This window comes from Streptomyces sp. F001 (assembly GCF_004187715.1).
GTDB lineage: Bacteria > Actinomycetota > Actinomycetes > Streptomycetales > Streptomycetaceae > Streptomyces > Streptomyces flavusporus.
Map to the genome: position 1 here is coordinate 364,821 of NZ_QZWF01000005.1, position 19,894 is coordinate 384,714.

Below are 19,894 nucleotides of genomic sequence, written 5' to 3' on the forward strand. Positions count from 1 at the left end.
TGCGGTGGCTACTCGGTCGCGATCGCGTTCAGGACGTTCATCCGCCCCGCCCGGAAGGCGGGAACCAGCGCGGCGAACAGGCCGACGAAGGCCGAGCCGATGAACACCCCGCCGATGGTCGGCCACGGGATCTCCAGGACGTTCAGCCCCTCCAGGGCGAGCAGCTGCTGCGCCGTGGCGCCCCAGCCCATGCCCAGCCCCAGGCCCAGCAGGGCACCGAAGAGGGCGATCACGACCGACTCCAGACGGATCATGCGGCGCAGCTGCCGGCGCGACAGGCCGATCGCCCGCATCAGGCCGATCTCCCGGGTCCGCTCCACCACCGACAGGGCCAGGGTGTTCACGACGCCCAGGACGGCCACGATGATCGCGAGGGCCAGCAGGCCGTAGATCATGTTCAGGAGCTGGCCGATCTGGTCCTTCAGGGCCTCCTTGTAGTCGGTCTGGTCGCGCACGGTGTACTGCGGATAGTCGTCCAGAGCCGCCTTCAGTGCCGTGTACGCCGCCGCCTCCTGGCCGTCCTTCGCCGAGGCGAACAGCACCGTGTCGAGCGGGATCCTGTCGGCGGGGACGTACATGGCCAGCGTGTCGATCGACGTGTACATCGCGCCCTGGTCGATGACCGCGTCGCTGCTGGTGATCGCGCGGACGGTCAGCCGGCCGGTGGAGCCGTCCTTGAAGTCGACGGCGATCTCGGAGCCGAGGCGGATGCCGTGGTCCTTGGCGTACTCCTCGTGGACGGACATGGAGTCGGGCCGGTAGGCGTCGTCGAGGTTGCCGGCGACGGTCTCGACCCGCAGGTCCTGCGCGTACGTCGGGTCGGCGGCCGTGATGGCGGTGTCCTTGGACGTCTTGCCATCGGGGGTCTTGAAGTCGGCCTTGGTCCACTTGTACTCGGTGACGCGGTCCACGCCGTCGGCGTCCTTCACGGCCGTGACCGCCTGCGGCGTGATCAGCTGCCCGCTGTCGGACTGGATGATGAAGTCCGTCCCCACGCTCTTGTCGAGTTCCTCCGTCGCCGAGGCGACCATCGACGAGCCGACCACCGACAGACAGGCCACCAGGGCCAGCCCGATCATCAGCGCCGCGCCCGTGGCACCGGTACGGCGCGGATTGCGCAGCGCGTTGCGCTCGGCCATCCGGCCGACGGGCCCGAACATCCGCAGCACGATCGCGCCGAGCACCCGGACGACTCCGCCCGCGAGCAGCGGACCGATGACGACGAAGCCGATCAGCGACAGCACCACGCCCGCGCCCAGCCACAGCGCGCCCTCGCTCGCCTTGTCGGCGGCGGCCGCCAGATACAGCCCGAACCCACCGGCACCGGTCAGCAGCAGGCCCAGCACGGCCCGTACGACACCCGCCTTCGCGTCGGCCGGGGCGCCCGCGTCGCGCAGGGCGGCCATGGGCGAGACCTTGCCGGCGCGGCGGGCCGGGAGGTAGGCGGCGAGGACGGTGACGACGACGCCGAGCACCAGTCCGACCACCGGGGTCGTCCAGGCGACCGTCAGGTCGTCCGTGGAGAGGTTCATGCCCATGGCACCCATGAGCTTCATCAGCCCGATGGCGAGCCCGACGCCCGCGCCCACACCGAGCACGGAGCCGACGAAACCGAGCATCAGTGCCTCGACCAGCACGGACCGGTTGACCTGCTTGCGGCTGGATCCGATGGCCCGCATCAGGCCGATCTCGCGGGTCCGCTGGGCGACCAGCATCGAGAACGTGTTGATGATCAGGAAGACGCCGACGAGGAAGGCGATCCCGGCGAAGCCGAGCATCGCGTACTTGATGACGCCCATGAACTCCTGGACGTCCTCGGCGTTCGCGTCGGCGACCTCCTTGGCCGTCTGCACCTTGAAGCCGCCGTCGAGCGCGGTGGCGACGTTCTTCTTCACCTGGGCGTCGGTGAAGCCGGACGCGGCGGTGACGTTGACGTTCGTGTAGACGCCGGTCTCACCGACGAGGGTCTGCTGGGCGGTCTTCGTGTCCAGGTAGAAGATCGCGGCACCGGGGTTGGTGACGGTGAAGTCGGCGATGCCGGAGATCTTCGCCCGGTGCGTGCCGACGGCGGTGATGACGCCGATCCCGTCGCCGAGCTCCAGGCCGTGCTTGTCCGCGGTGTCCGCGTCGATCATCACCTGGTCGGAACCCTCGGGCGCGGACCCCGAGGTGATCTTCATCGTGCGGGCCTCGTTGGAGTTCCAGCTGCCGACGATGGTCGGCCCGCCGCCGGACGGCGAGAGGCTGTCCTTGTCGGCGTCGACGACCGTCACCGACGTCGAGAAGACGGTGCCCTGAGCCGACTTCACGCCCTCCGTCCTGCGGACCTCGTCGACGACGGAGGCCGGCATGACCGGCGGCTTGCCGTTGTCGGCGGTGGTCTCACCGGTGTCCGAGGCGCCCTTCGGGCTCACCGTGACATCCGACGCGGTGGCCGCGAACAGCTTGTCGAACGTCGTGTTCATCGTGTCGGTGAACACGAGCGTGCCGCACACGAACGCCACCGACAACAGCACGGCGACGGCCGACAGGGCCATGCGCCCCTTGTGCGCGAAGAAGTTGCGCATCGACGTCTTCAGCACGGTCATGACGTGCGCCCCCGGGCGTCGAAGTCCTTCATGCGGTCCAGGACCTGATCGGCCGTCGGGTTGTACATCTCGTCGACGATCCGGCCGTCGGCGAGATACAGCACACGGTCGGCGTACGAGGCGGCCACCGGGTCGTGCGTGACCATCACGATGGTCTGCCCCAACTCGTCCACGGACCGGCGCAGGAAGCCCAGCACCTCGGCGCCCGCGCGCGAGTCGAGGTTTCCGGTCGGCTCGTCACCGAAGATGATCTCGGGCCGCGCGGCCAGTGCCCGGGCCACGGCGACGCGCTGCTGCTGTCCGCCGGAGAGCTGCGTCGGCCGGTGCTTGAGCCGGTCGGCGAGCCCCACGGTCTCCACCACCCGCTGCAGCCACTCCTTGTCGGGCTTACGGCCGGCGATGTCCATGGGCAGGGTGATGTTCTCGATCGCGTTCAGCGTCGGCAGCAGGTTGAACGCCTGGAAGATGAACCCGATCCGGTCCCGGCGCAGTTGCGTGAGCCTCTTGTCCTTCAGACCGGTGATCTCGGTCTCGTCGAGGTAGATCTGCCCGCTGGTGACGGTGTCGAGCCCGGCCAGGCAGTGCATCAGCGTGGACTTGCCGGACCCCGAGGGGCCCATGATGGCGGTGAACTGGCCGCGGGCGATGTCCACGTCGACATGGTCGAGGGCAACGACGCGGGTCTCCCCGGCCCCGTAGGCCTTGACGACCTGCCGCGCCCGCGCGGCAACGGCCGTACGCCCTCCAGTGCCCCCGTGCCTGGGAATGGTTACAGCCGATGTCACGGTATGTCTCCTATGCCGGTCAGCAGTTGACTCGTGCCGAGTCGCGTGAAGTCGAGCGAAGTGCTACGCCGATGAGTCTCGCGGCAAGCAGGGGTGACGTTCGATGGTGTTCAACCCCGTCTTGCACTGAGGAAAACCCCACCCCCGAAGGTGCGGCGCACCGCCCCCCGCGACGTAAAGCCAGGTTAAGGACGCCCCCCGTACCGCCTCGTCCTCCGCCGGGACGAACCCTCCCCAAGCCCTGGTACGGAGGTACCCCTAGGGGCAGTCCGCCCTCAGGCGGAGTTCTTCTCAGGGTCGACTCCACCCATCGGCCCACTCAGCCTCCACCCTCCCGCTGCGTGAAGGTCAAGTGGGAAGCTGTCCGACGGCAGATAGCTGCAAGGGGAAGGAATCTGCGTGGGCAGCACCAGACCCGCGATACGCGGCACGGCACAGCGCACCGGGACCGACAAGCGCGGAGCCGTCGTCGCCGCGCTGATGCTGTCGATGGCACTGGCGGCACTCGACTCCACCGTCGTCTCCACGGCCGTACCGCAGATCGTCGGCGACCTGGGCGGCTTCTCCGTCTTCTCCTGGCTCTTCTCCGGCTATCTGCTGGCCGTCACCGTCACCCTGCCCGTCTACGGCAAGCTCTCCGACACCTTCGGCCGCAAACCGGTCCTCGTGGTGGGCGCGAGCGTCTTCCTGCTCGGCTCGCTCCTGTGCGCCCTCGCCTGGAACATGTGGGCACTCATCGCCTTCCGTATCGTCCAGGGCCTCGGCGGCGGCGCCCTCCAGGGCACGGTCCAGACGCTCGCCGCCGACCTGTACCCCCTGAAGGAACGTCCGAAGATCCAGGCCAAGCTCTCCACGGTGTGGGCGGTGTCCGCGGTCGCCGGCCCCGCCGTGGGCGGTGTTCTCGCCGCGTACGCCGACTGGCGCTGGATCTTCCTCGTCAACCTGCCGATCGGCGGACTCGCCCTCTGGCTGATCGTCCGCCACCTCCACGAGCCCCAGCGGAAAACGGACGCACGCGCGCGTGTCGACTGGGCGGGCGCCCTTGTGGTGTTCGCGTGCGGCGGAGTCCTGCTCACGGCGCTGGTGCAGGGCGGAGTCGCCTGGGCATGGCTGTCGCCGCCGTCGATCGCCCTGCTCGGTACGGGACTTGCCCTCGTCGTCCTCGTCTTCTTCGTCGAACGCCGGGCTGCCGAACCGGTCATCCCGGGCTGGGTCTGGCGCCGCCGTACGATCGCCGCGGTCAATCTCGCCCTCGGGGCGCTGGGCCTGCTCATGGTGGCGCCCGCCGTGTTCCTGCCGACGTACGCGCAGTCCGTCCTCGGCCTCGGCCCCGTGGCCGCCGGATTCGTCCTGTCCGTCTGGACGTTGAGCTGGCCCGTCTCCGCCGCGCTCAGCCAGCACGTGTACCGCAGGATCGGCTTCCGCAACACGGCGATGCTCGGCATCGGCACGGCGACCCTGATCCTGCTGGCCTTCCCCCTGCTGCCGTACCCCGGCGAGGCCTGGCAGCCGGCCCTCCTGATGCTCCTTCTCGGGGCCGCACTCGGCCTCTTCCAGCTCCCCCTCATCGTCGGCGTCCAGTCGACCGTCGGCTGGGACGAACGCGGCACGGCCACCGCGTCCGTCCTCTTCTGTCGCCAGACCGGCCAGACCCTCGGCGCATCCGTCTTCGGCGCCGTCGCCAACGGCGTCCTCGCCGGCCGCCTCGGCGACGCCGGCGACCTCGACGCCGTCGCCCACGGCCTCGGCACGGGCGCCGCGTCCGAAACGACCCGACGGGCCGTCGCGGACGCGGTCCACGCGGTCTACCTGGGTGCGGCGTGCGCGGCGGCACTCGCCTTCCTGGTCCTGCTGGTGCTGGCGCCGCGCCGCTTCCCGGTCCTCAAGGACCACTGAAGACACCGGGCTCGCTCGTTCAGGACCTCGCCCCGGCCGGCAAACGTCGGAGTTAACGCGGGTAACAGCGTGGGGAACCGTGCAGTTCATCGAAGTAAGCGCATACCGACCACTCAGTTTGGCCAAAGCGTCGCGCGTCCCCGCCCCTCCGAGTAGCGTGCGTGGCCCGCTCACCCCCCACTCCCTGCGGTCCGCCGCCACGGGCCCGAGCCACGCAAGGAGCAACGGGATGTCGTCCGACCCGTACTCGTCGTACCCGCCGCACCTCGCACCTGCCCCAGTCCCCGTACCCGACGAACCCCCCGCACCCGCCGGTACTCGTCCCGAGTACCCGGTGGCAACCCGCCGCCCCGCCCGAACCCGAACCCGAGCCCCGGCGAAGGCCGGTCCACGCCCCGCTGGGGCACCACAGCGACCTGCGCATTCTGCGCAGCGCCTACCGCTGGCAGCGGCGCGTGGCGACGCTCACCGCGCTCGGCTACTTCGTGCTGTTCCTGGTCCTTTCGGCGTACGCGCCGGGGTTCATGACGGGCGAGGGGATCGGCGGTCTGCCGGTCGGGCTGCTGCTCGGGCTGGCCCAACTGCCGGTCACCTGCCTGGCGATATGGCTGTACGAGCACACCGCGCGGCGCCGCGTCGACCCGCTCGCGGAGCGCATCCGCCACCAGGCCCGGCTGGACGCGAAGCGAGGGACGGCACGATGACCGGATTCAGCGAGTCGGCGGAGACGATGTCCCTCGTCGCCTTCTCCGCCGTGGTCACGATCACGCTGCTGCTGTGCGTGATGACCGGCCCGGACCGGGACGACCTCGACGAGTTCTACACCGGCTACAGCTCTCTGTCCCCCATGCGCAACGGCCTGGCGATCGCGGGAGACTACATCTCCGCCGCGACCGTGCTGGGCACCGGCGGGGTGATCGCGCTGTACGGCTACGACGGGATCGTCCTCGCGCTGAGTACGGCGCTGTCGTTGATGCTGCTGATGTTCCTGCTGGCGGAACCTCTGCGGAACGCGGGGCGTTTCACGATGGGCGATGCCTTCGCGCGCCGTATGCCGGGGCGGTGTGTGCGGGTGACCGCCTGTGCGGTGACGCTGGCCGCACTGATGCCGATGATGCTGGTGCAGCTCGCGGGTACAGGGCAGTTGATGGCGTTTCTGCTGGGCTTCTCCGGCGAGGAGTTGAAGACGGGCTGCATCATCGGGCTGGGCGTCCTGATGATCAGCTACGCGGCGATCGGCGGGATGAAGGGCACCGCTCTCATCCAGACACTGAAGATGGTGATGCTGCTCGGGTCCGGCGCGGTGGTGGCCGTACTCGTCCTGAACAAGTTCGACTGGAATCCGGCCGCGTTGTTCGACCGGGCAGCGCAGCAGAGCGGCGTGGGGTCCGACTTCCTCAGCTCCGGGCTGCAGTTCGCGGGCGGCCCGGCCCCCCGCCTCGACATGATCACCTCCCAGCTGGCGGTCGTCCTCGGTGCGGCCTGCCTGCCGCATGTCACGATGCGCATGTACACGGCGTCCAGCGCCCGCCAGGTGCGCCGGTCCATGTCCTGGGCGGTGTCGAGTGTCGTCGTCTTCGTCCTGATCATCACGGTCGTCGGCGTCGGCGCGACCGCGCTGATCGGCCGCGAGACGATCGCCGGGGCGGACCCTCAGGGGAACTCGGCGTATCTGCTGGGCTCCCAGGCCGCGTTCGGCGCGGAGGTGTCCACGGCCGAGACGTTCCTGTTCACAGCGATCACCACGGCGGTGTTCCTGACCGTGCTCGCCTCGGTCGCGGGCATGATCCTCGCCTGCGCCAACTCCCTGGCCCACGACGTCTTCGCCGGCCGTGTACAGGAGATGTCGCCCCGCCGTGAGATGGCCCTCGCCCGCATCTCCGCCCTGGCCGTCGGCGTCCCGGCCATCCTGCTGGCGACCTTGGTCCAGCACCGCAGCCTGCAACCCCTGGTGACGCTGTCCTTCTCCCTGGGCGCCTCCGCCCTCGCCCCCGCCCTCGTCTACAGCCTGTTCTGGCGCCGCTACACCCGCACCGGTCTGCTGAGCACCCTCATCGGCGGCTCCCTGTCCGTCCTGCTGCTGATGCCGGGCACCAACCTCGTCTCCGGGTCCCCCGCCTCCGCCTTCCCCGAGGCCGACTTCAACTACTTCCCGTTCACCACGACCGCCCTGATCTCCGTCCCCCTCGGCTTCGCCTTCGGCTGGCTGGGCACGCTCGCCTCCGGCCGGCAGAAGTCGGACGAGCAGCGCCGGCAGTACGAGGCGGTGGAGGGGTGGATCCTGGCCGGCGCGGTGCGGCGCAGGGGGTGAGACCGGCCGGCCCCCACGTCACTCCGCCTGCGCACGGTTCCCCATCAGCTTGGCGAGACTGCTGCGTACGTAGTCCATGTGCGCCTGCACCTTGTCCCACTGCTCCCCGTGCTCCCGCAGCACCCCCTCCGTCTCCCGCTCGATACGGTCCTCCTCGGCCCGGGCCTGAGCGAGAACCTCCTCGGCCCGGGCCTGGGCCTGCTCCTGCCACTGCCGGTCGGACTCCGCGGCGGCGGCCAGGTCCTGTTCCGCCTCGGACAGCGCGGCCTCGGCGCGGGCCATCCGTTCGGCGAAGTGCGCATCCAGCGCTGCCGTGCTGTCCTCGGCCTCCTGCTCGGCGGACGCCCACCGCTGGGCGTGCTCCTTCTCCTGCTCGGCCAGCATCGCCGCCGTGCGCTGCCGCACCTCACGCAACGCGGCGACGGCTTCCTTACGGCTCTCCTTCACCTCACGCCGGGCAGTGCCCCGGAGCTCGTCGGCCTCGGCCTGCGCCGCGAGCAAGCGCTGACGGGCGTGTTCCTCGGCGTCCGCGCGCAGCGCATCGGCCTCTTCCTGCGCGGTCCGGCGCACCTCCAGGGCGTGCGACTCGGCATCCGCAACCCACTCGTCCACCGCACTCCGCGCCTCCTCGCGCAGGACCGCCGCCTCCTCCTGCGCGAGCTGGAAAAGAAGCCGAGCGCGCTCCCCGAGCGCCTCGTACGTCTGCGGAGGGAGCTGCTCGACCGTCTCCCGCAGCCGCTCCACCTCCGCCTCCATCTCCCGGGCGAGCACGGTGAGGCGGGCCGCGCGTTCCCAGGCACCGTCACGATCCACGGAGAGCGCGAAGGCGTACGCGTCGACCTGCTCGGGGCGATAACCGCGCCCCCGGACGATCACGAAGCCATGCGACGACACCGATGCACTACTCATTCCAGAACCCCTCGAACCCCTTGAAAGACGTCCATGTCGCGCACATCTTGATGGATCAGACGGAAGCGTTCATAACGCGACACTCCGCGCACAAGGTACGTAAACAAAGGGCCGGGCCCGGTCACACGACCGGGCCCGGCCCTTTCACACGTCCTGTCGTCACCCCAGGGTCACAGCAAGCCGTCCCACATCTGCTCCAGCAGCACCGACCACCAGCTCTCCGGCGAACCCAGCGCCGCCGGATCGAGTGAGGCCAACTGGGCCTGGAAATCGACGGTCCAACGGCCCGCCTGCTCCTGGTTCAGCCCGAACCGCAGCCGCCACATCCGCCCGAGCAGCGCCAGACAGCGCACGAACTCCGGCAGCCCGGTGTTCACGAACTGCGGCGGCACCGGCGCACCACCCGGCCCGGCCTCCACCGGCACCGCCACGATGTTCGCCGTGCCGTACTGCACACAGATCGCCTTGCCGAAATCGCTGCCCATCACCAGGTACGAGCCCGCGTCCGACGCCGGCTGCACCCCGCGCTCGGCAGCCAGCTCCGCCAGCGTCGGCACCGGCCGCCCCGGCTGGGCCTGCGCCCAGAAGAACGGGCCCATGTCCAGCGGCAGCCCCGCCATCACCAGCGTCTGCGCCACCACCGGCGGCACCCCCTGCCGGGACACCGCCGCCTGCTCGAACCGGAACACCCCCGGCCCGAACGCCCCCGCCAGCTCCTGCGCCACACCCTCCGGCGGAACCGGCGGCGCCGGCTGCACCGGCAAAAGCGGCGCCCGTACCGGGGCCGGCCGCGCGGGACCGTCCGCGACCTGGTGCAACTCGCCCTGGTGGACGAGGAGTTGCTGCATGCCCTGCTGCCGGCTCGCGTGATCCGTGCCGTACGGAGCGATGCTCGTGATCCGCGCCTGCGGCCACTGCTCCCGGATCATCCGCGCACAGTACGCGCCCGGCAGCTCACACGACTCCAACTCGGTGTGCAGCTCGAGCACCTGGCCCGGCGGCACGTTCATCGCCCGCAGCTCGTGGAAGATCTGCCACTCCGGGTGCGGCGTACCCGGCGCGGAACGCCGGATCAGCTGCTGCTCAGAGCCGTCCTGCGCGCGGTAGCGCAGCACGGCCTGATAACCGGGGCCCACGGTCGGCTGACCGCCCGGCTGCGGGTAGCCGTACGCCGGCGGCTGCTGGCCGGGCATGGGCTGGCCAGGTACGGGGTGGCCAGGCGCACCGGGCATGGGCTGGCCGGGGGGCGGCGCGACCGCACCCGGTGCCGGGGGCATCGGCTGCGGGGCGCCGGGGGGCATGCCGGGGGCGCCTGGAACGCCGGGTGCGCCGGGAGTTGGCGGCGGAGGTGCACCGGGGCCGCCGACCGGGGGCGCGGCCAGCACGGTCTCCGCGTGGTGCACGGCACCTCGCGCGCCGCCTGCGGAGCCCTGCGCGCCGGGGGGCTGCGGTGTGCCCGGGGTGCCGGGAGGCTGCGGTGCACCGGGGGTTCCGGGTGGCTGCGGGGTCCCCGGCGCACCAGGGGCACCCGGAGGCTGCGGTGCGCCTCCACCCGGGCCCATCCGGGCCGGATCGGCCAGCACCGTGGCGGCGTGGTGGACACCACCGGGAGGCGTGCCGCCCGGCGCACCCGGAGCCCCGGGCGGATGGGGAGCCCCAGGCGGAGTCGGGGCACCCGGAGGAGTCGGGGCACCCGGCGGCTGCGGCACGCCCGGCACGCCAGGCACCTCAGGACCGTCGGGGCCGATCGCCGACACGAGCTGCGTCGGCACATACCCACCTGCCGACGCACCGGGCCCACCCGGCGCACCCGACGGCGGAGGCGTGCTCCCAGACCGCGCACCCGGAACCCCGGGCGCCCCCGGCGGAGGCGGAGGAGTCACGCCGCCGCCCCGCGCACGGCGTGGCGGAGGCGCCGCCTTGCTCGTCGCGGCATCGGCGATGTCCCCGGCGCTCGGCGCGAGCGGCTGCCCGGCCGGTCCACCCGGAGCGACCGGCGGCTGTGGCGCGCCCGGCGCCTGCGGATACCCGTACGCCTGTGCACCACCCGGCGCCGGCGTACCCGCTCCCGGCGTCGGAGGCGGCGTCCCCGGAACAGCCCCCGCACCCGAACCCTGCGGATACCCGTAAGTCGACGGCCCCGGCGGCGGCGTCCCCGGAACCCCTGCCGCACCCGACCCCTGCGGATACCCGTAAGTCGGCGCACCCGGCCCCGGCGGCGGCGTGCTGCCCTGCGGGACGCCGCCCGGCGCACCCGCCCCCTGCGAACCCTGCGCGCCCGGCGCCTGCGCATCGTCGAGGGCCGGTGCGACCGCCGTCGGCGGCAGCTGGCTGCCGCCCGACATCAGCGCCGTCTTCGCGTCCGGCGCCGTCGCGGGCGGCGTCTCGTCAACGTCCGCGTCACTCAACGGCGGCGCGAAAACCGTCTCCGGCAACGGCACGGAACGGTCCTCACCTGCATCCGCGTTGGTGTCCGTCCCGGCCCACGGAGTCGCCCCCGCCGGCGCACCCGGCACCCTGGCACCCTCGGCACGCGCCCCTGCGCCCGCCTCACTGTCACCACCGGAGCCGGCCGCCGGCCACGCCGTACCACTACCAGCCGCACCGGCCCCACCGGCACCGGAACCAGCACTGGTACCCGCACCCGTCCGCCGCTCCGGAATCCCCAACTTGTCCGCCGCCTCCTGCAACCACTCCGGCGGACTCAGCAAGAACGACGTCTGATTCAGATCCACCCGAGCCGCAGCAGCCGGCGCCGCATCCGCGGCCGCGTCCGCACGCCCCCCGTACTCCTCCTCGTACCGGCGGATCACCTCACCCACCGGCAGCGACGGCCACAGCGTCGCCTCACCGCTGTCCCGCGCGATCACCAGCCGCTGCGCACCGCCGTCCGAACGCGGCCCGTCCGCACGGTCCTCGGCCCACACCACGAACCCGAGCCCGAACTCCCGCACCCGCACCTCACGATGCTGGTACGACGGCACATCCCCGTTGATCCACTCTTCCGCGCGCTCCTGCGCCTGCGCGAACGTCACCATCGCCAGCTCACTCCCCCACGGCAGTCACGGCCGAAGAGACGGGCACCACCTGCGCGAACCCACCGTCCACCATCAGATTCGCCACGGTCTCCAACTCCGGCGGAGAACCCGCCAACCGCGCCAAGAACGCGTCGAAATCCTCACCGCACGGCAACAACAACCGCTCCACCCGCTCCGCCGGCGGCAACGCAGGATCCACATCCCGCGCATCGTCGTACGCGCAGAACCACACCGACCCGATCCGGTCACCCTTCACCTTCACGGCCAGCAACCCGCCCTGCACAAAGCCGACACCCAGATAATCCTTGGTCAGATGGTCGCGCAGACACTTGTTCACATACACCAGGTCATTGACCGCCGCCTCGTCCCGCACCGTGAAGAACGGCTGATCGATCAGCAGCCCCAACTCCGCATCCAACGCCGTCCCCACCGGCGCACACCCACCCGCCGCCTTCAAAAACGACCGGTACGCACCCGGCAGCCGATACCCCAGGTCCTCCTCGACCCCCAGCACCTGCGACTCACTCACCGCCACGCCCGACTTCGGCAACCCGAAATGCGCAGGCCGCGTCTCCTGCAACGGCCGCGTCCCCCGCTTGTTCTGGTCCACCGCCGCCGTCGCGACACCGCCGTGATGCCGCAGCAACGCCTTCACCTCGACCGGCACCAGGTCCAGCCGCCGCGACCCCACCACGTGATGCCACGTCCAGCCGTGCGGCGTCGCCACCGACGGCACCGTGTCCCACAACTCATGCCCCGAAGCCGCAAGCGCCGCGTTCGCCGACACGTAGTCCGTCAACCGCAACTCGTCCACACCGAAACCCTCCGGCGGCTCCGCAATCTCCACCGCCGCACGCGCATAGGGCGAGAAGTCCGGGTAACCGTGCTCATCGATCCGCACCCCTCTCGGATGACGGGCCGCCCGAACCGGATCCGGGAAATGCACGACCTGCCCGGCATAGGCCGCGTTCGGCGGCGCGGCTTGCTGCCCGAGCCGACCTGTCGTCATGGCGGTAGCCCCCTGCGGCACTCTGGTACGACCCGTAGCAACCCCTAAGGCCCACTACGCCCCGTATCGACTGTCTCTCCAACGCGTTGACCGCGCGCATCGCGGTGCCGACAGCCTATGCGGTACGACGAAACCGGTCACCGGCGCCGGTCACAGCACCGGAAACCCACCCTCCGCCCACCGTGACCAGCCGTCACCCTCCCGTGACAGCCAGCCCGGACACGGGCGTGTCGCAGCGCCCCAGCTTCCGCACCAGCCACGGCATTTGGCACTCTGTGTCCGCCGGGGGGATGCACGGGAGGGGAAATACGATCATGAACACGACGCAAACGGGACCACACACCAGCACATCCGGCGACCCCCGCACCGGCTGGAGCGCCACCGAAACCCACCAGGCACCCACCCTCCGCCACCGCCGCGACGGCATACTCCCCACCGTCGCCGCCGCCCTCTCCGTCCGCGGCACCACCCTCACCACGCCGCCCGCGGCGACCAGCCCCCCACCCTGCACCCACTCGTACAGGACTTCCTCGACACCCTCACCAGCGCCCAACGCGACCGCTTCACCGGCCGCTGCGCCGAAACGATCCTCATCTCCCGGCACATCGCCAACGCCGACGCCGCCCGCAGTAAACGCGCCGCCCGCAGACCCATGACCAACGGCGAAGCCCGCAAAGCCCTCAAACAGGCCAAACTCACCGCCCGCCGCATCCGCGAAGACGGCGACCCCCTCCACGGCAGCTTCGCCACCCCCTGCCGCGCCTGCACCGCCCTCAGCGCCCACTTCGGCGTCCGCATCATCGACCCCACCGCGACCGACGCCTGACCCCCACCCCGAACAAACGCAAGATAGAGGGCAGATGCACGCCGACCGCACCTCCACCACACGCTTCGCCGTACCCGTCGACGCCGCCCTGCGCGCCGCCGGCTGGCAACCCGGACGCTGGGGCATCAAACAAGCCGAAATCTGGGCCGACACCCTCCGCGAACACACCTCACCCGCAGGCCACCGCCACGCCGTCTTCCCCGCCGCCGTCGAAGCCTGGGCCGAATTCGGCAGCCTCCACATCACCCCCCCGGACCCGGCCGCCAGATCGCCCCCAACCCTCCACCTCGACCCCTGCACGGCCTCCACATGGCCCGCACCCTCGCCGACCTCGGCCGCGCCCTCGACACCGACGTCAGCCCCCTCGGCGCCGAACCCGACACCCAGACCATCCTCGCCATCGACACCGAAGGCCGCATCTACGCCCTCGACCACACCGGCGACTGGTACCTCGGCCCCACCATCGACCAAGCCCTCACCGGCCTCATCTCCGGCACAGAACCCGTACGCCTCACAGCAGGCTGAGACCGACAGCCCAGGACAGGCCGCCCCCGACAGACCCACGACAGGCCTACGACGCCGGAATCACCGCCGACACCCGAAAACCCCCCGCATCCGTCGGCCCCGACACAAACACCCCACCCAGCGCCGAAACCCGCTCCTTCATCCCCACCAGCCCGTTCCCCCCGGACGGCAACCGCGCCGACGACACCTCCGACGGCGGCTCGTTCTCCACCTGCATCGCGATCTCCGACACCCGATGCGCCAACCGCACATGCGTCTTCGCCCCCGCCGCATGCTTGTGCACGTTCGTCAACGCCTCCTGCACAACGCGATACGCGGTCTGCTCGATCTCCGGCGCATACGCCCGCGCATCACCCTCCACCGACAGATGGACGACCATCCCCGCAGCCTCCGACTGCCCGATCAACTCATCCAGCTCCGACAGACACGGCCCGTCCGCGGAACCGCCCCCCTCATCCGCCGCACGCGAAGCCGCCGCAGCCGCCGCCACCTTCACCGCCGCCAACGGCACCGCCGCACGCTCCCGCGCCGGCCCCGCACCATCCCCACTGCGCAGCACCCCCAGCATCTCCCGCAACTCGGTCAACGCCTGCCGCCCCATATCCCCCACCAGCGCCGCGTTCTTCACCGCCTTCTCGGGATCCTTCCGAGCCACCGCCTGAAGCGCCGCCGCATGCACCACCATCAGGCTCACCCGATGCGCGACCACGTCATGCATCTCCCGCGCGATCCGAGTCCGCTCCTCATTACGCGCCCACTCGGCCCGCTCCTCCGCCCGCTCCGCAAGCAACTGAAGCTCCCGCTCCAGACTGTCCGCCCGCTCCCGAAGACTCTCCATCAGCCGACGCCGAGCACCCACATACAGGCCCAACAACAACGGCGGCGCAGTCACACCAACAGACGCGGTAATCGAGATGAAGGGGACGAACCAGTCCCCCATGTCCAACTCGCCATTCGTCATGTCCTGCCGCGCCCGCACGAACGTCACCACCAACGTCCCCACCAGCGACATCCCCGCCAGCGACGCAATGATCCGACGCGGCAACTCCGACGCGGCGAGCGTGTACAGACCGACAACCGTCAGCAGAAAACCCATCTGCGCCGGCGCAATCGCCACCGACACCAGCACGACGACAATCGGCCACATCCGCCGCAACAGCAGCGTCGAGCCGGCCACCGCACCGAACACCACACCCGCAGCCAGCGGAATCCCCGCATCCCGCGCAAACGGAATCCCCTCCGCCGCACACTCCACCGCGGACACCAGCGCGAGACACCCATCGAGCACCGCGCTACGCCATCTGGCCCACCGCCAGGGCCCGGTCAAGGCCCTGATGTCCCCTTTGCCGTCTTCCCCCGTCGTGGTCATGCCTCCAGCCTACGGGCGGCAGCATGCGCTTTTCCGGCGAGTTTCAACGACCGGCTCACACCACACTCCGTAATCGAATAACAGCGAAACCGGCTGGTATCCCTCGAACTGCTGAACCACACCCGTTCGACCCCGGAACGACGCATTCCGGCCGGACGGTATGCACATGGCACATTCACATGGCAAGTACGCGGACTTCGAGGGGCTGCGGGAACGGGCGGTCGCGCTGCGGCGCGAGGGCTACAGCCTTCGGCAGATCCGCGACGCGCTTCAGGTCCACAACAAGGAGATCCTTCAACGCCTCGTTGAGGGCGAGCCGCCGCCGGAGTGGACGAAGCGACCGAACGCCAAGGACGACCTGCGGGAGCGTGCGCGCGAGCTGCGGAGGCAGGGCGGACGTACAACCAGATCCAAGCCGAGCTGGGGTGCTCAAAGAGCTCGGTCTCACTGTGGGTGCGCGATCTGCCGCACCCAGAGCCCAAGTGCACACTGGAGGAGCAGCGAGCGCGCATGAATGCAGGGCTCGCACGATTTCACGCTTCCCGGGACCATGAGCGTGCAGCAACCAAGCAGGCAGCCGCAGCAGCCATCGGGGAGCTGTCGGACCGGGAGCTGTTCATCGCAGGCGTCGCCCTCTACTGGGCAGAGGGCTCCAAGGACAAGCCATACCGGCGCACCGAGGTCCTGCAGTTCATCAACAGCGACCCCAACGTGATCAAGCTCTTCCTGCGCTGGCTTGAGCTACTCGATGTGACGCGAGACCGCCTCACCCTCCGAGTCAGCATTCACGAGACCGCGGACGTGAAGGCCGCCGAGAACTTCTGGGCCGACATCGTGGGCGTCGACGTGTCAGCGTTCAGCAAAGCGACACTCAAGAAGCACAACCCCCGGACGGTCCGCAAGAACACCGCCGACTCCTATCACGGATGCCTCGCGATCTACGTCCGACAGAGTGCCGACCTATACCGTCGCATGGAGGGCGCCTGGTGCGGCATAGTAGGGGCTGCACCTGCAGCCGATCTAGGAAATCGGACATAGCAGGCAAACTATCCCGGGTCGTCTAATGGCAGGACAAAGAGTTTTGGTCTCTTGAATGAGGGTTCGATTCCTTCCCCGGGAGCTACAGAACACAAAACCTCGGTTCGGGCCCTGACTGCCAAGTCAGGGCCCGCTCTCATGTCCCCCGCAAAACACCCCGGTATCCTGCGGATGTCACCCACCCCCTCCACAGCCGAAGGGCATCCCGTGAGCGCCATTCGCCCGGCAGCCGTCGTCGTACTCGCAGCGGGTGAGGGCACCCGTATGAAATCGGCCACACCGAAGGTCCTGCACGAGATCTGCGGCCGCAGTCTCGTGGGGCATGTGCTCGCCGCCGCCGGTGAGTTGGCGCCGGAGAACCTCGTCGTGGTCGTCGGGCACGCCCGGGAGAAGGTCACCGAGCATCTCGCGAAGGTCGCCCCGGACGTACGCACCGCTGTCCAGGCGGAGCAGAACGGCACCGGTCATGCCGTCCGGATGGGTCTGGAGGAGCTGGGCGGTGTCGTCGACGGGACCGTCGTGGTCGTCTGTGGTGACACTCCCCTGCTGACCGGCGAGACGCTCAAGCAACTCGCGACGACCCACGAGCAGGACGGGAACGCCGTCACCGTGCTGACCGCCGAGGTGCCGGACGCGGCCGGCTATGGGCGGATCGTCCGGGAGGACGTCTCCGGTGCCGTGACGGCGATCGTCGAGCACAAGGACGCGACCGAGTCCCAGCGGGCGATCCGTGAGATCAACTCCGGGGTGTTCGCCTTCGACGGGCAGTTGCTCGCGGACGCTCTCGGGAAGGTGCGTACCGACAACAGCCAGGGCGAGGAGTACCTGACCGACGTCCTCGGGATTCTCCGTGAGGCCGGTCATCGCGTCGGTGCCTCCGTGGCGGGCGATCATCGTGAGATCGCCGGCATCAACAACCGTGTGCAGCTCGCCGAGGCGCGCCGGATTCTCAACGACCGGCTCCTCACCCGCGCCATGCTCGGCGGCGTCACCGTCGTCGACCCCGCGACCACCTGGATCGACGTCACCGTCACCTTCGAGCAGGACGCGGTCGTCCACCCGGGCACCCAGTTGCAGGGTTCCACCCATCTGGGCGAGGGCGCGGAGGTGGGGCCGAACAGCCGGCTCAAGGACACGCGTGTCGATGCCGGTGCCCGGGTGGACAACACTGTGGCCGACGGTGCGCAGGTGGGGCCGAATGCGTCCGTGGGGCCGTACGCGTATCTCCGTCCTGGTACCCGTCTCGGCGCGAAGGGCAAGATCGGTACGTACGTCGAGACGAAGAACGCTTCGATCGGTGAGGGCACGAAGGTGCCGCATCTGTCGTATGTGGGTGACGCGACGATCGGTGAGTACACGAACATCGGCGCTGCGAGTGTGTTTGTGAACTACGACGGGGAGAGCAAGCACCACACGACTGTCGGGTCGCACTGCAAGACCGGAGCGGACAACATGATTGTGGCTCCTGTCACGGTCGGGGACGGTGCGTACACCGCTGCCGGGTCCGTGATCACGAAGGATGTACCGCCCGGTTCGTTGGCTGTGGCCCGTGGTCAGCAGCGGAATATCGAGGGTTGGGTGGCTCGTAAGCGGCCGGGGAGTGCGTCGGCGAAGGCGGCCGAGGTGGCGTCCCGGAAGTCGGATGGTGAGGGCTGACCGGAAACAGGTGCGTCTGGGACGGCGTACCGTGATAAGTGCACACCCGCACCCCACCAGCTGAGACGACGCCTTTCGTCCAGTTGAGACGTCGTGTCAACACCCAGCTGAGACACCTCTGAGGAGACAGTGCTGTGACCGGGATCAAGACGACCGGCGAGAAGAAGATGATGTTCTTCTCCGGCCGCGCCCACCCCGAGCTTGCCGAGGAGGTCGCCCACCAGCTGGGTGTCGGGGTTGTCCCGACGAAGGCCTTCGACTTCGCCAACGGTGAGATCTATGTCCGTTACCAGGAGTCGGCGCGTGGTGCGGACTGCTTTGTGATCCAGAGCCACACGGCTCCGATCAATCAGTGGATCATGGAGCAGTTGATCATGATCGATGCTCTGAAGCGTGCGTCGGCCCGCTCCATCACGGTCATCGTGCCCTTCTACGGTTACGCGCGGCAGGACAAGAAGCACCGGGGGCGTGAACCGATCTCGGCGCGTCTGATCGCGGATCTGATGAAGACGGCGGGTGCGGACCGGATCCTGACGGTGGATCTGCACACGGACCAGATTCAGGGCTTTTTCGACGGTCCGGTGGATCACCTGTTCGCGCTGCCGCTGCTTGCGGACTATGTGGGCGCGAAGGTGGACCGGGAGAAGCTGACGGTGGTTTCCCCGGACGCCGGCCGTGTGCGGGTGGCCGACCGCTGGTGCGACCGTCTCGGCGCGCCGTTGGCGATCGTGCACAAGCGGCGTGACAAGGACGTCGCGAACCAGGTGACGGTGCACGAGGTGGTCGGTGAGGTTCGGGGCCGGGTGTGTGTGCTGGTGGACGACATGATCGACACCGGTGGCACGATCTGCGCGGCGGCCGATGCGTTGTTCGCGCATGGTGCGGAGGATGTGATCGTGACGGCGACGCATGGTGTGCTGTCGGGTCCGGCGGCGGACCGGCTGAAGAACTCCCGGGTGAGTGAGTTCGTGTTCACGAACACGCTGCCCACGCCGGGTGAGTTGAGCGGGGACCTGGACAAGATCACGGTGCTGTCGATCGCGCCGACGATTGCGAGTGCGGTGCGTGAGGTGTTCGAGGACGGTTCGGTGACGAGCCTGTTCGACGAGCAGTAGACCTCTCACGTCTGATCACGTCTGATCGATTTCACTACGGCCTTCTTCGGCGAGTACTCTGTTGCAGTTGCTCGGCGAGGGAGGCCGTGGTCCGTTCTGGGACGGGTTGCGGCGGTCCGTTATCGACGCGCTCTTCGTAGCAGGCCGTTCGTGGCCGGGTGACCCCGTCCGTTTCTGACCTCTACGAGGAGTGATCATGTCCGAGGTGAAGCTCACCGCCGAGACGCGCAACGAGTTCGGCAAGGGTGCCGCCCGCCGTATTCGCCGTGACAACAAGGTTCCCGTCGTTCTGTACGGTCACGGTTCGCAGCCGCTGCACCTGACCCTTCCGGGTCACGACCTGCTGCTGGCGCTGCGTACGCCGAACGTTCTGATTTCGCTGGACATCGACGGCAAGAGCAACGAGCTGGCGATTCCGAAGTCGGTGCAGCGTGACCCGCTGAAGGGTTTCCTGGAGCACGTCGACCTGCTGCTGGTGAAGCGTGGCGAGAAGGTCAACGTCGAGATTCCGGTGCAGACCGAGGGTGAGCTGGCTCCGGGCGGCAACCTGCTGGAGCACGTGCTGAACGCGCTGCCGGTCGAGGCCGAGGCCACTCACATCCCCGAGGCCGTCACCGTGTCGGTGGAGGGTCTGGAGGCCGGTGCCTCGATCCTCGCGAAGGACATCACCCTGCCGAACGGTGTGACGCTGGCCGTCGACGAGGACGCGGTTGTCCTGCAGGTGCTGGCCGCGCAGGCCGAGGAGGCTCCGGAGGGCGTGGAGGCCGCCGAGGGTGAGGGCGCGGAGGCGCCTGCCGAGGCCTGATCCTCACTTTTCTCGTTTTGTCAG

Annotated in this window: 13 protein-coding genes, 1 tRNA gene and 4 pseudogenes; 10 read left to right on the plus strand and 8 right to left on the minus strand. The window is 69.5% G+C overall.

The features are described from left to right. Nucleotides 1-8: 8 nt before the first annotated feature. Both StrepF001_RS21845 and StrepF001_RS21850 read right to left on the minus strand, forming a co-directional pair. Nucleotides 9-2,588, minus strand: a complete 2,580-nt coding sequence (locus StrepF001_RS21845) for an ABC transporter permease (RefSeq protein WP_129799905.1) — start codon at nucleotides 2,586-2,588, stop codon at nucleotides 9-11. Continuing rightward, nucleotides 2,585-3,373: an ABC transporter ATP-binding protein gene (locus StrepF001_RS21850; protein ID WP_129799906.1), complete on the minus strand. Its 789-nt coding sequence runs from the start codon at nucleotides 3,371-3,373 to the stop codon at nucleotides 2,585-2,587. The genes StrepF001_RS21845 and StrepF001_RS21850 overlap by 4 nt, the downstream gene beginning before the upstream one ends. A gap of 399 nt (nucleotides 3,374-3,772) precedes the next feature. Here StrepF001_RS21850 and StrepF001_RS21855 point away from each other — a divergent pair, with 399 nt between their 5' ends. From StrepF001_RS21855 to StrepF001_RS21865, 3 genes are all read left to right on the plus strand, one after another. Beyond that, complete coding sequence (locus StrepF001_RS21855; RefSeq protein ID WP_129799907.1) at nucleotides 3,773-5,269, plus strand: MFS transporter; 1,497 nt, start codon at nucleotides 3,773-3,775, stop codon at nucleotides 5,267-5,269. Between the two features lie 272 nt (nucleotides 5,270-5,541). Beyond that, nucleotides 5,542-5,973 (plus strand): DUF485 domain-containing protein, encoded by a 432-nt coding sequence (locus tag StrepF001_RS21860; RefSeq protein ID WP_129800092.1) that lies wholly within the window; start codon nucleotides 5,542-5,544, stop codon nucleotides 5,971-5,973. Then, nucleotides 5,970-7,580: a cation acetate symporter gene (locus StrepF001_RS21865; RefSeq protein WP_129799908.1), complete on the plus strand. Its 1,611-nt coding sequence runs from the start codon at nucleotides 5,970-5,972 to the stop codon at nucleotides 7,578-7,580. Before StrepF001_RS21860 ends, StrepF001_RS21865 begins: the two co-directional genes overlap by 4 nt. 18 nt (nucleotides 7,581-7,598) lie before the next feature. Here the strand turns inward: StrepF001_RS21865 and StrepF001_RS21870 are convergent, their stop codons facing one another. The 5 genes and pseudogenes from StrepF001_RS21870 to StrepF001_RS50130 all read right to left on the minus strand — a co-directional run. Then, nucleotides 7,599-8,489, minus strand: a complete 891-nt coding sequence (locus tag StrepF001_RS21870; RefSeq protein WP_129799909.1) for a cellulose-binding protein — start codon at nucleotides 8,487-8,489, stop codon at nucleotides 7,599-7,601. A gap of 170 nt (nucleotides 8,490-8,659) precedes the next feature. Continuing rightward, a complete protein-coding gene (locus StrepF001_RS21875) occupies nucleotides 8,660-11,527 on the minus strand; it encodes an SUKH-4 family immunity protein (protein WP_129799910.1) in 2,868 nt (955 codons plus the stop codon). Between the two features lie 7 nt (nucleotides 11,528-11,534). Further along, complete coding sequence (locus StrepF001_RS50120; protein ID WP_346656962.1) at nucleotides 11,535-12,137, minus strand: SMI1/KNR4 family protein; 603 nt, start codon at nucleotides 12,135-12,137, stop codon at nucleotides 11,535-11,537. Then, nucleotides 12,049-12,273 (minus strand): hypothetical protein, encoded by a 225-nt coding sequence (locus StrepF001_RS50125; RefSeq protein ID WP_346656963.1) that lies wholly within the window; start codon nucleotides 12,271-12,273, stop codon nucleotides 12,049-12,051. Before StrepF001_RS50125 ends, StrepF001_RS50120 begins: the two co-directional genes overlap by 89 nt. Continuing rightward, a pseudogene (locus StrepF001_RS50130) lies at nucleotides 12,216-12,536 on the minus strand (HNH endonuclease); the annotation flags it as partial. The pseudogene StrepF001_RS50130 and the gene StrepF001_RS50125, both read right to left, overlap by 58 nt. Before the next feature lie 314 nt (nucleotides 12,537-12,850). Between StrepF001_RS50130 and StrepF001_RS21885 the strand changes: the two are divergent. Together StrepF001_RS21885 and StrepF001_RS21890 are read left to right on the plus strand one after the other, a co-directional pair. Beyond that, nucleotides 12,851-13,362: pseudogene (locus StrepF001_RS21885) on the plus strand (YwqJ-related putative deaminase). Nucleotides 13,363-13,396: 34 nt separating this feature from the next. After that, nucleotides 13,397-13,887 (plus strand): annotated as a pseudogene (locus StrepF001_RS21890) (SUKH-3 domain-containing protein). A gap of 46 nt (nucleotides 13,888-13,933) precedes the next feature. Here the strand turns inward: StrepF001_RS21890 and StrepF001_RS21895 are convergent. Further along, entirely contained in the window at nucleotides 13,934-15,256 is a 1,323-nt protein-coding gene (locus StrepF001_RS21895) for a histidine kinase (protein WP_129799912.1), read from the minus strand. 166 nt (nucleotides 15,257-15,422) lie between these two features. Between StrepF001_RS21895 and StrepF001_RS21900 the strand changes: the two are divergent. From StrepF001_RS21900 to StrepF001_RS21920, 5 genes and pseudogenes are all read left to right on the plus strand, one after another. After that, nucleotides 15,423-16,294 (plus strand): annotated as a pseudogene (locus StrepF001_RS21900) (hypothetical protein). 11 nt (nucleotides 16,295-16,305) lie between these two features. After that, a tRNA-Gln gene (locus tag StrepF001_RS21905) sits at nucleotides 16,306-16,376 on the plus strand. Between the two features lie 125 nt (nucleotides 16,377-16,501). After that, complete coding sequence (glmU, locus tag StrepF001_RS21910) at nucleotides 16,502-17,950, plus strand: bifunctional UDP-N-acetylglucosamine diphosphorylase/glucosamine-1-phosphate N-acetyltransferase GlmU (RefSeq protein WP_129799913.1); 1,449 nt, start codon at nucleotides 16,502-16,504, stop codon at nucleotides 17,948-17,950. A gap of 134 nt (nucleotides 17,951-18,084) precedes the next feature. After that, nucleotides 18,085-19,065: a ribose-phosphate diphosphokinase gene (locus tag StrepF001_RS21915; RefSeq protein ID WP_129799914.1), complete on the plus strand. Its 981-nt coding sequence runs from the start codon at nucleotides 18,085-18,087 to the stop codon at nucleotides 19,063-19,065. Nucleotides 19,066-19,261: 196 nt separating this feature from the next. Further along, nucleotides 19,262-19,870, plus strand: coding sequence for a 50S ribosomal protein L25/general stress protein Ctc (locus tag StrepF001_RS21920; RefSeq protein WP_129799915.1), 609 nt, complete (start codon nucleotides 19,262-19,264; stop codon nucleotides 19,868-19,870). Nucleotides 19,871-19,894 lie beyond the last annotated feature (24 nt).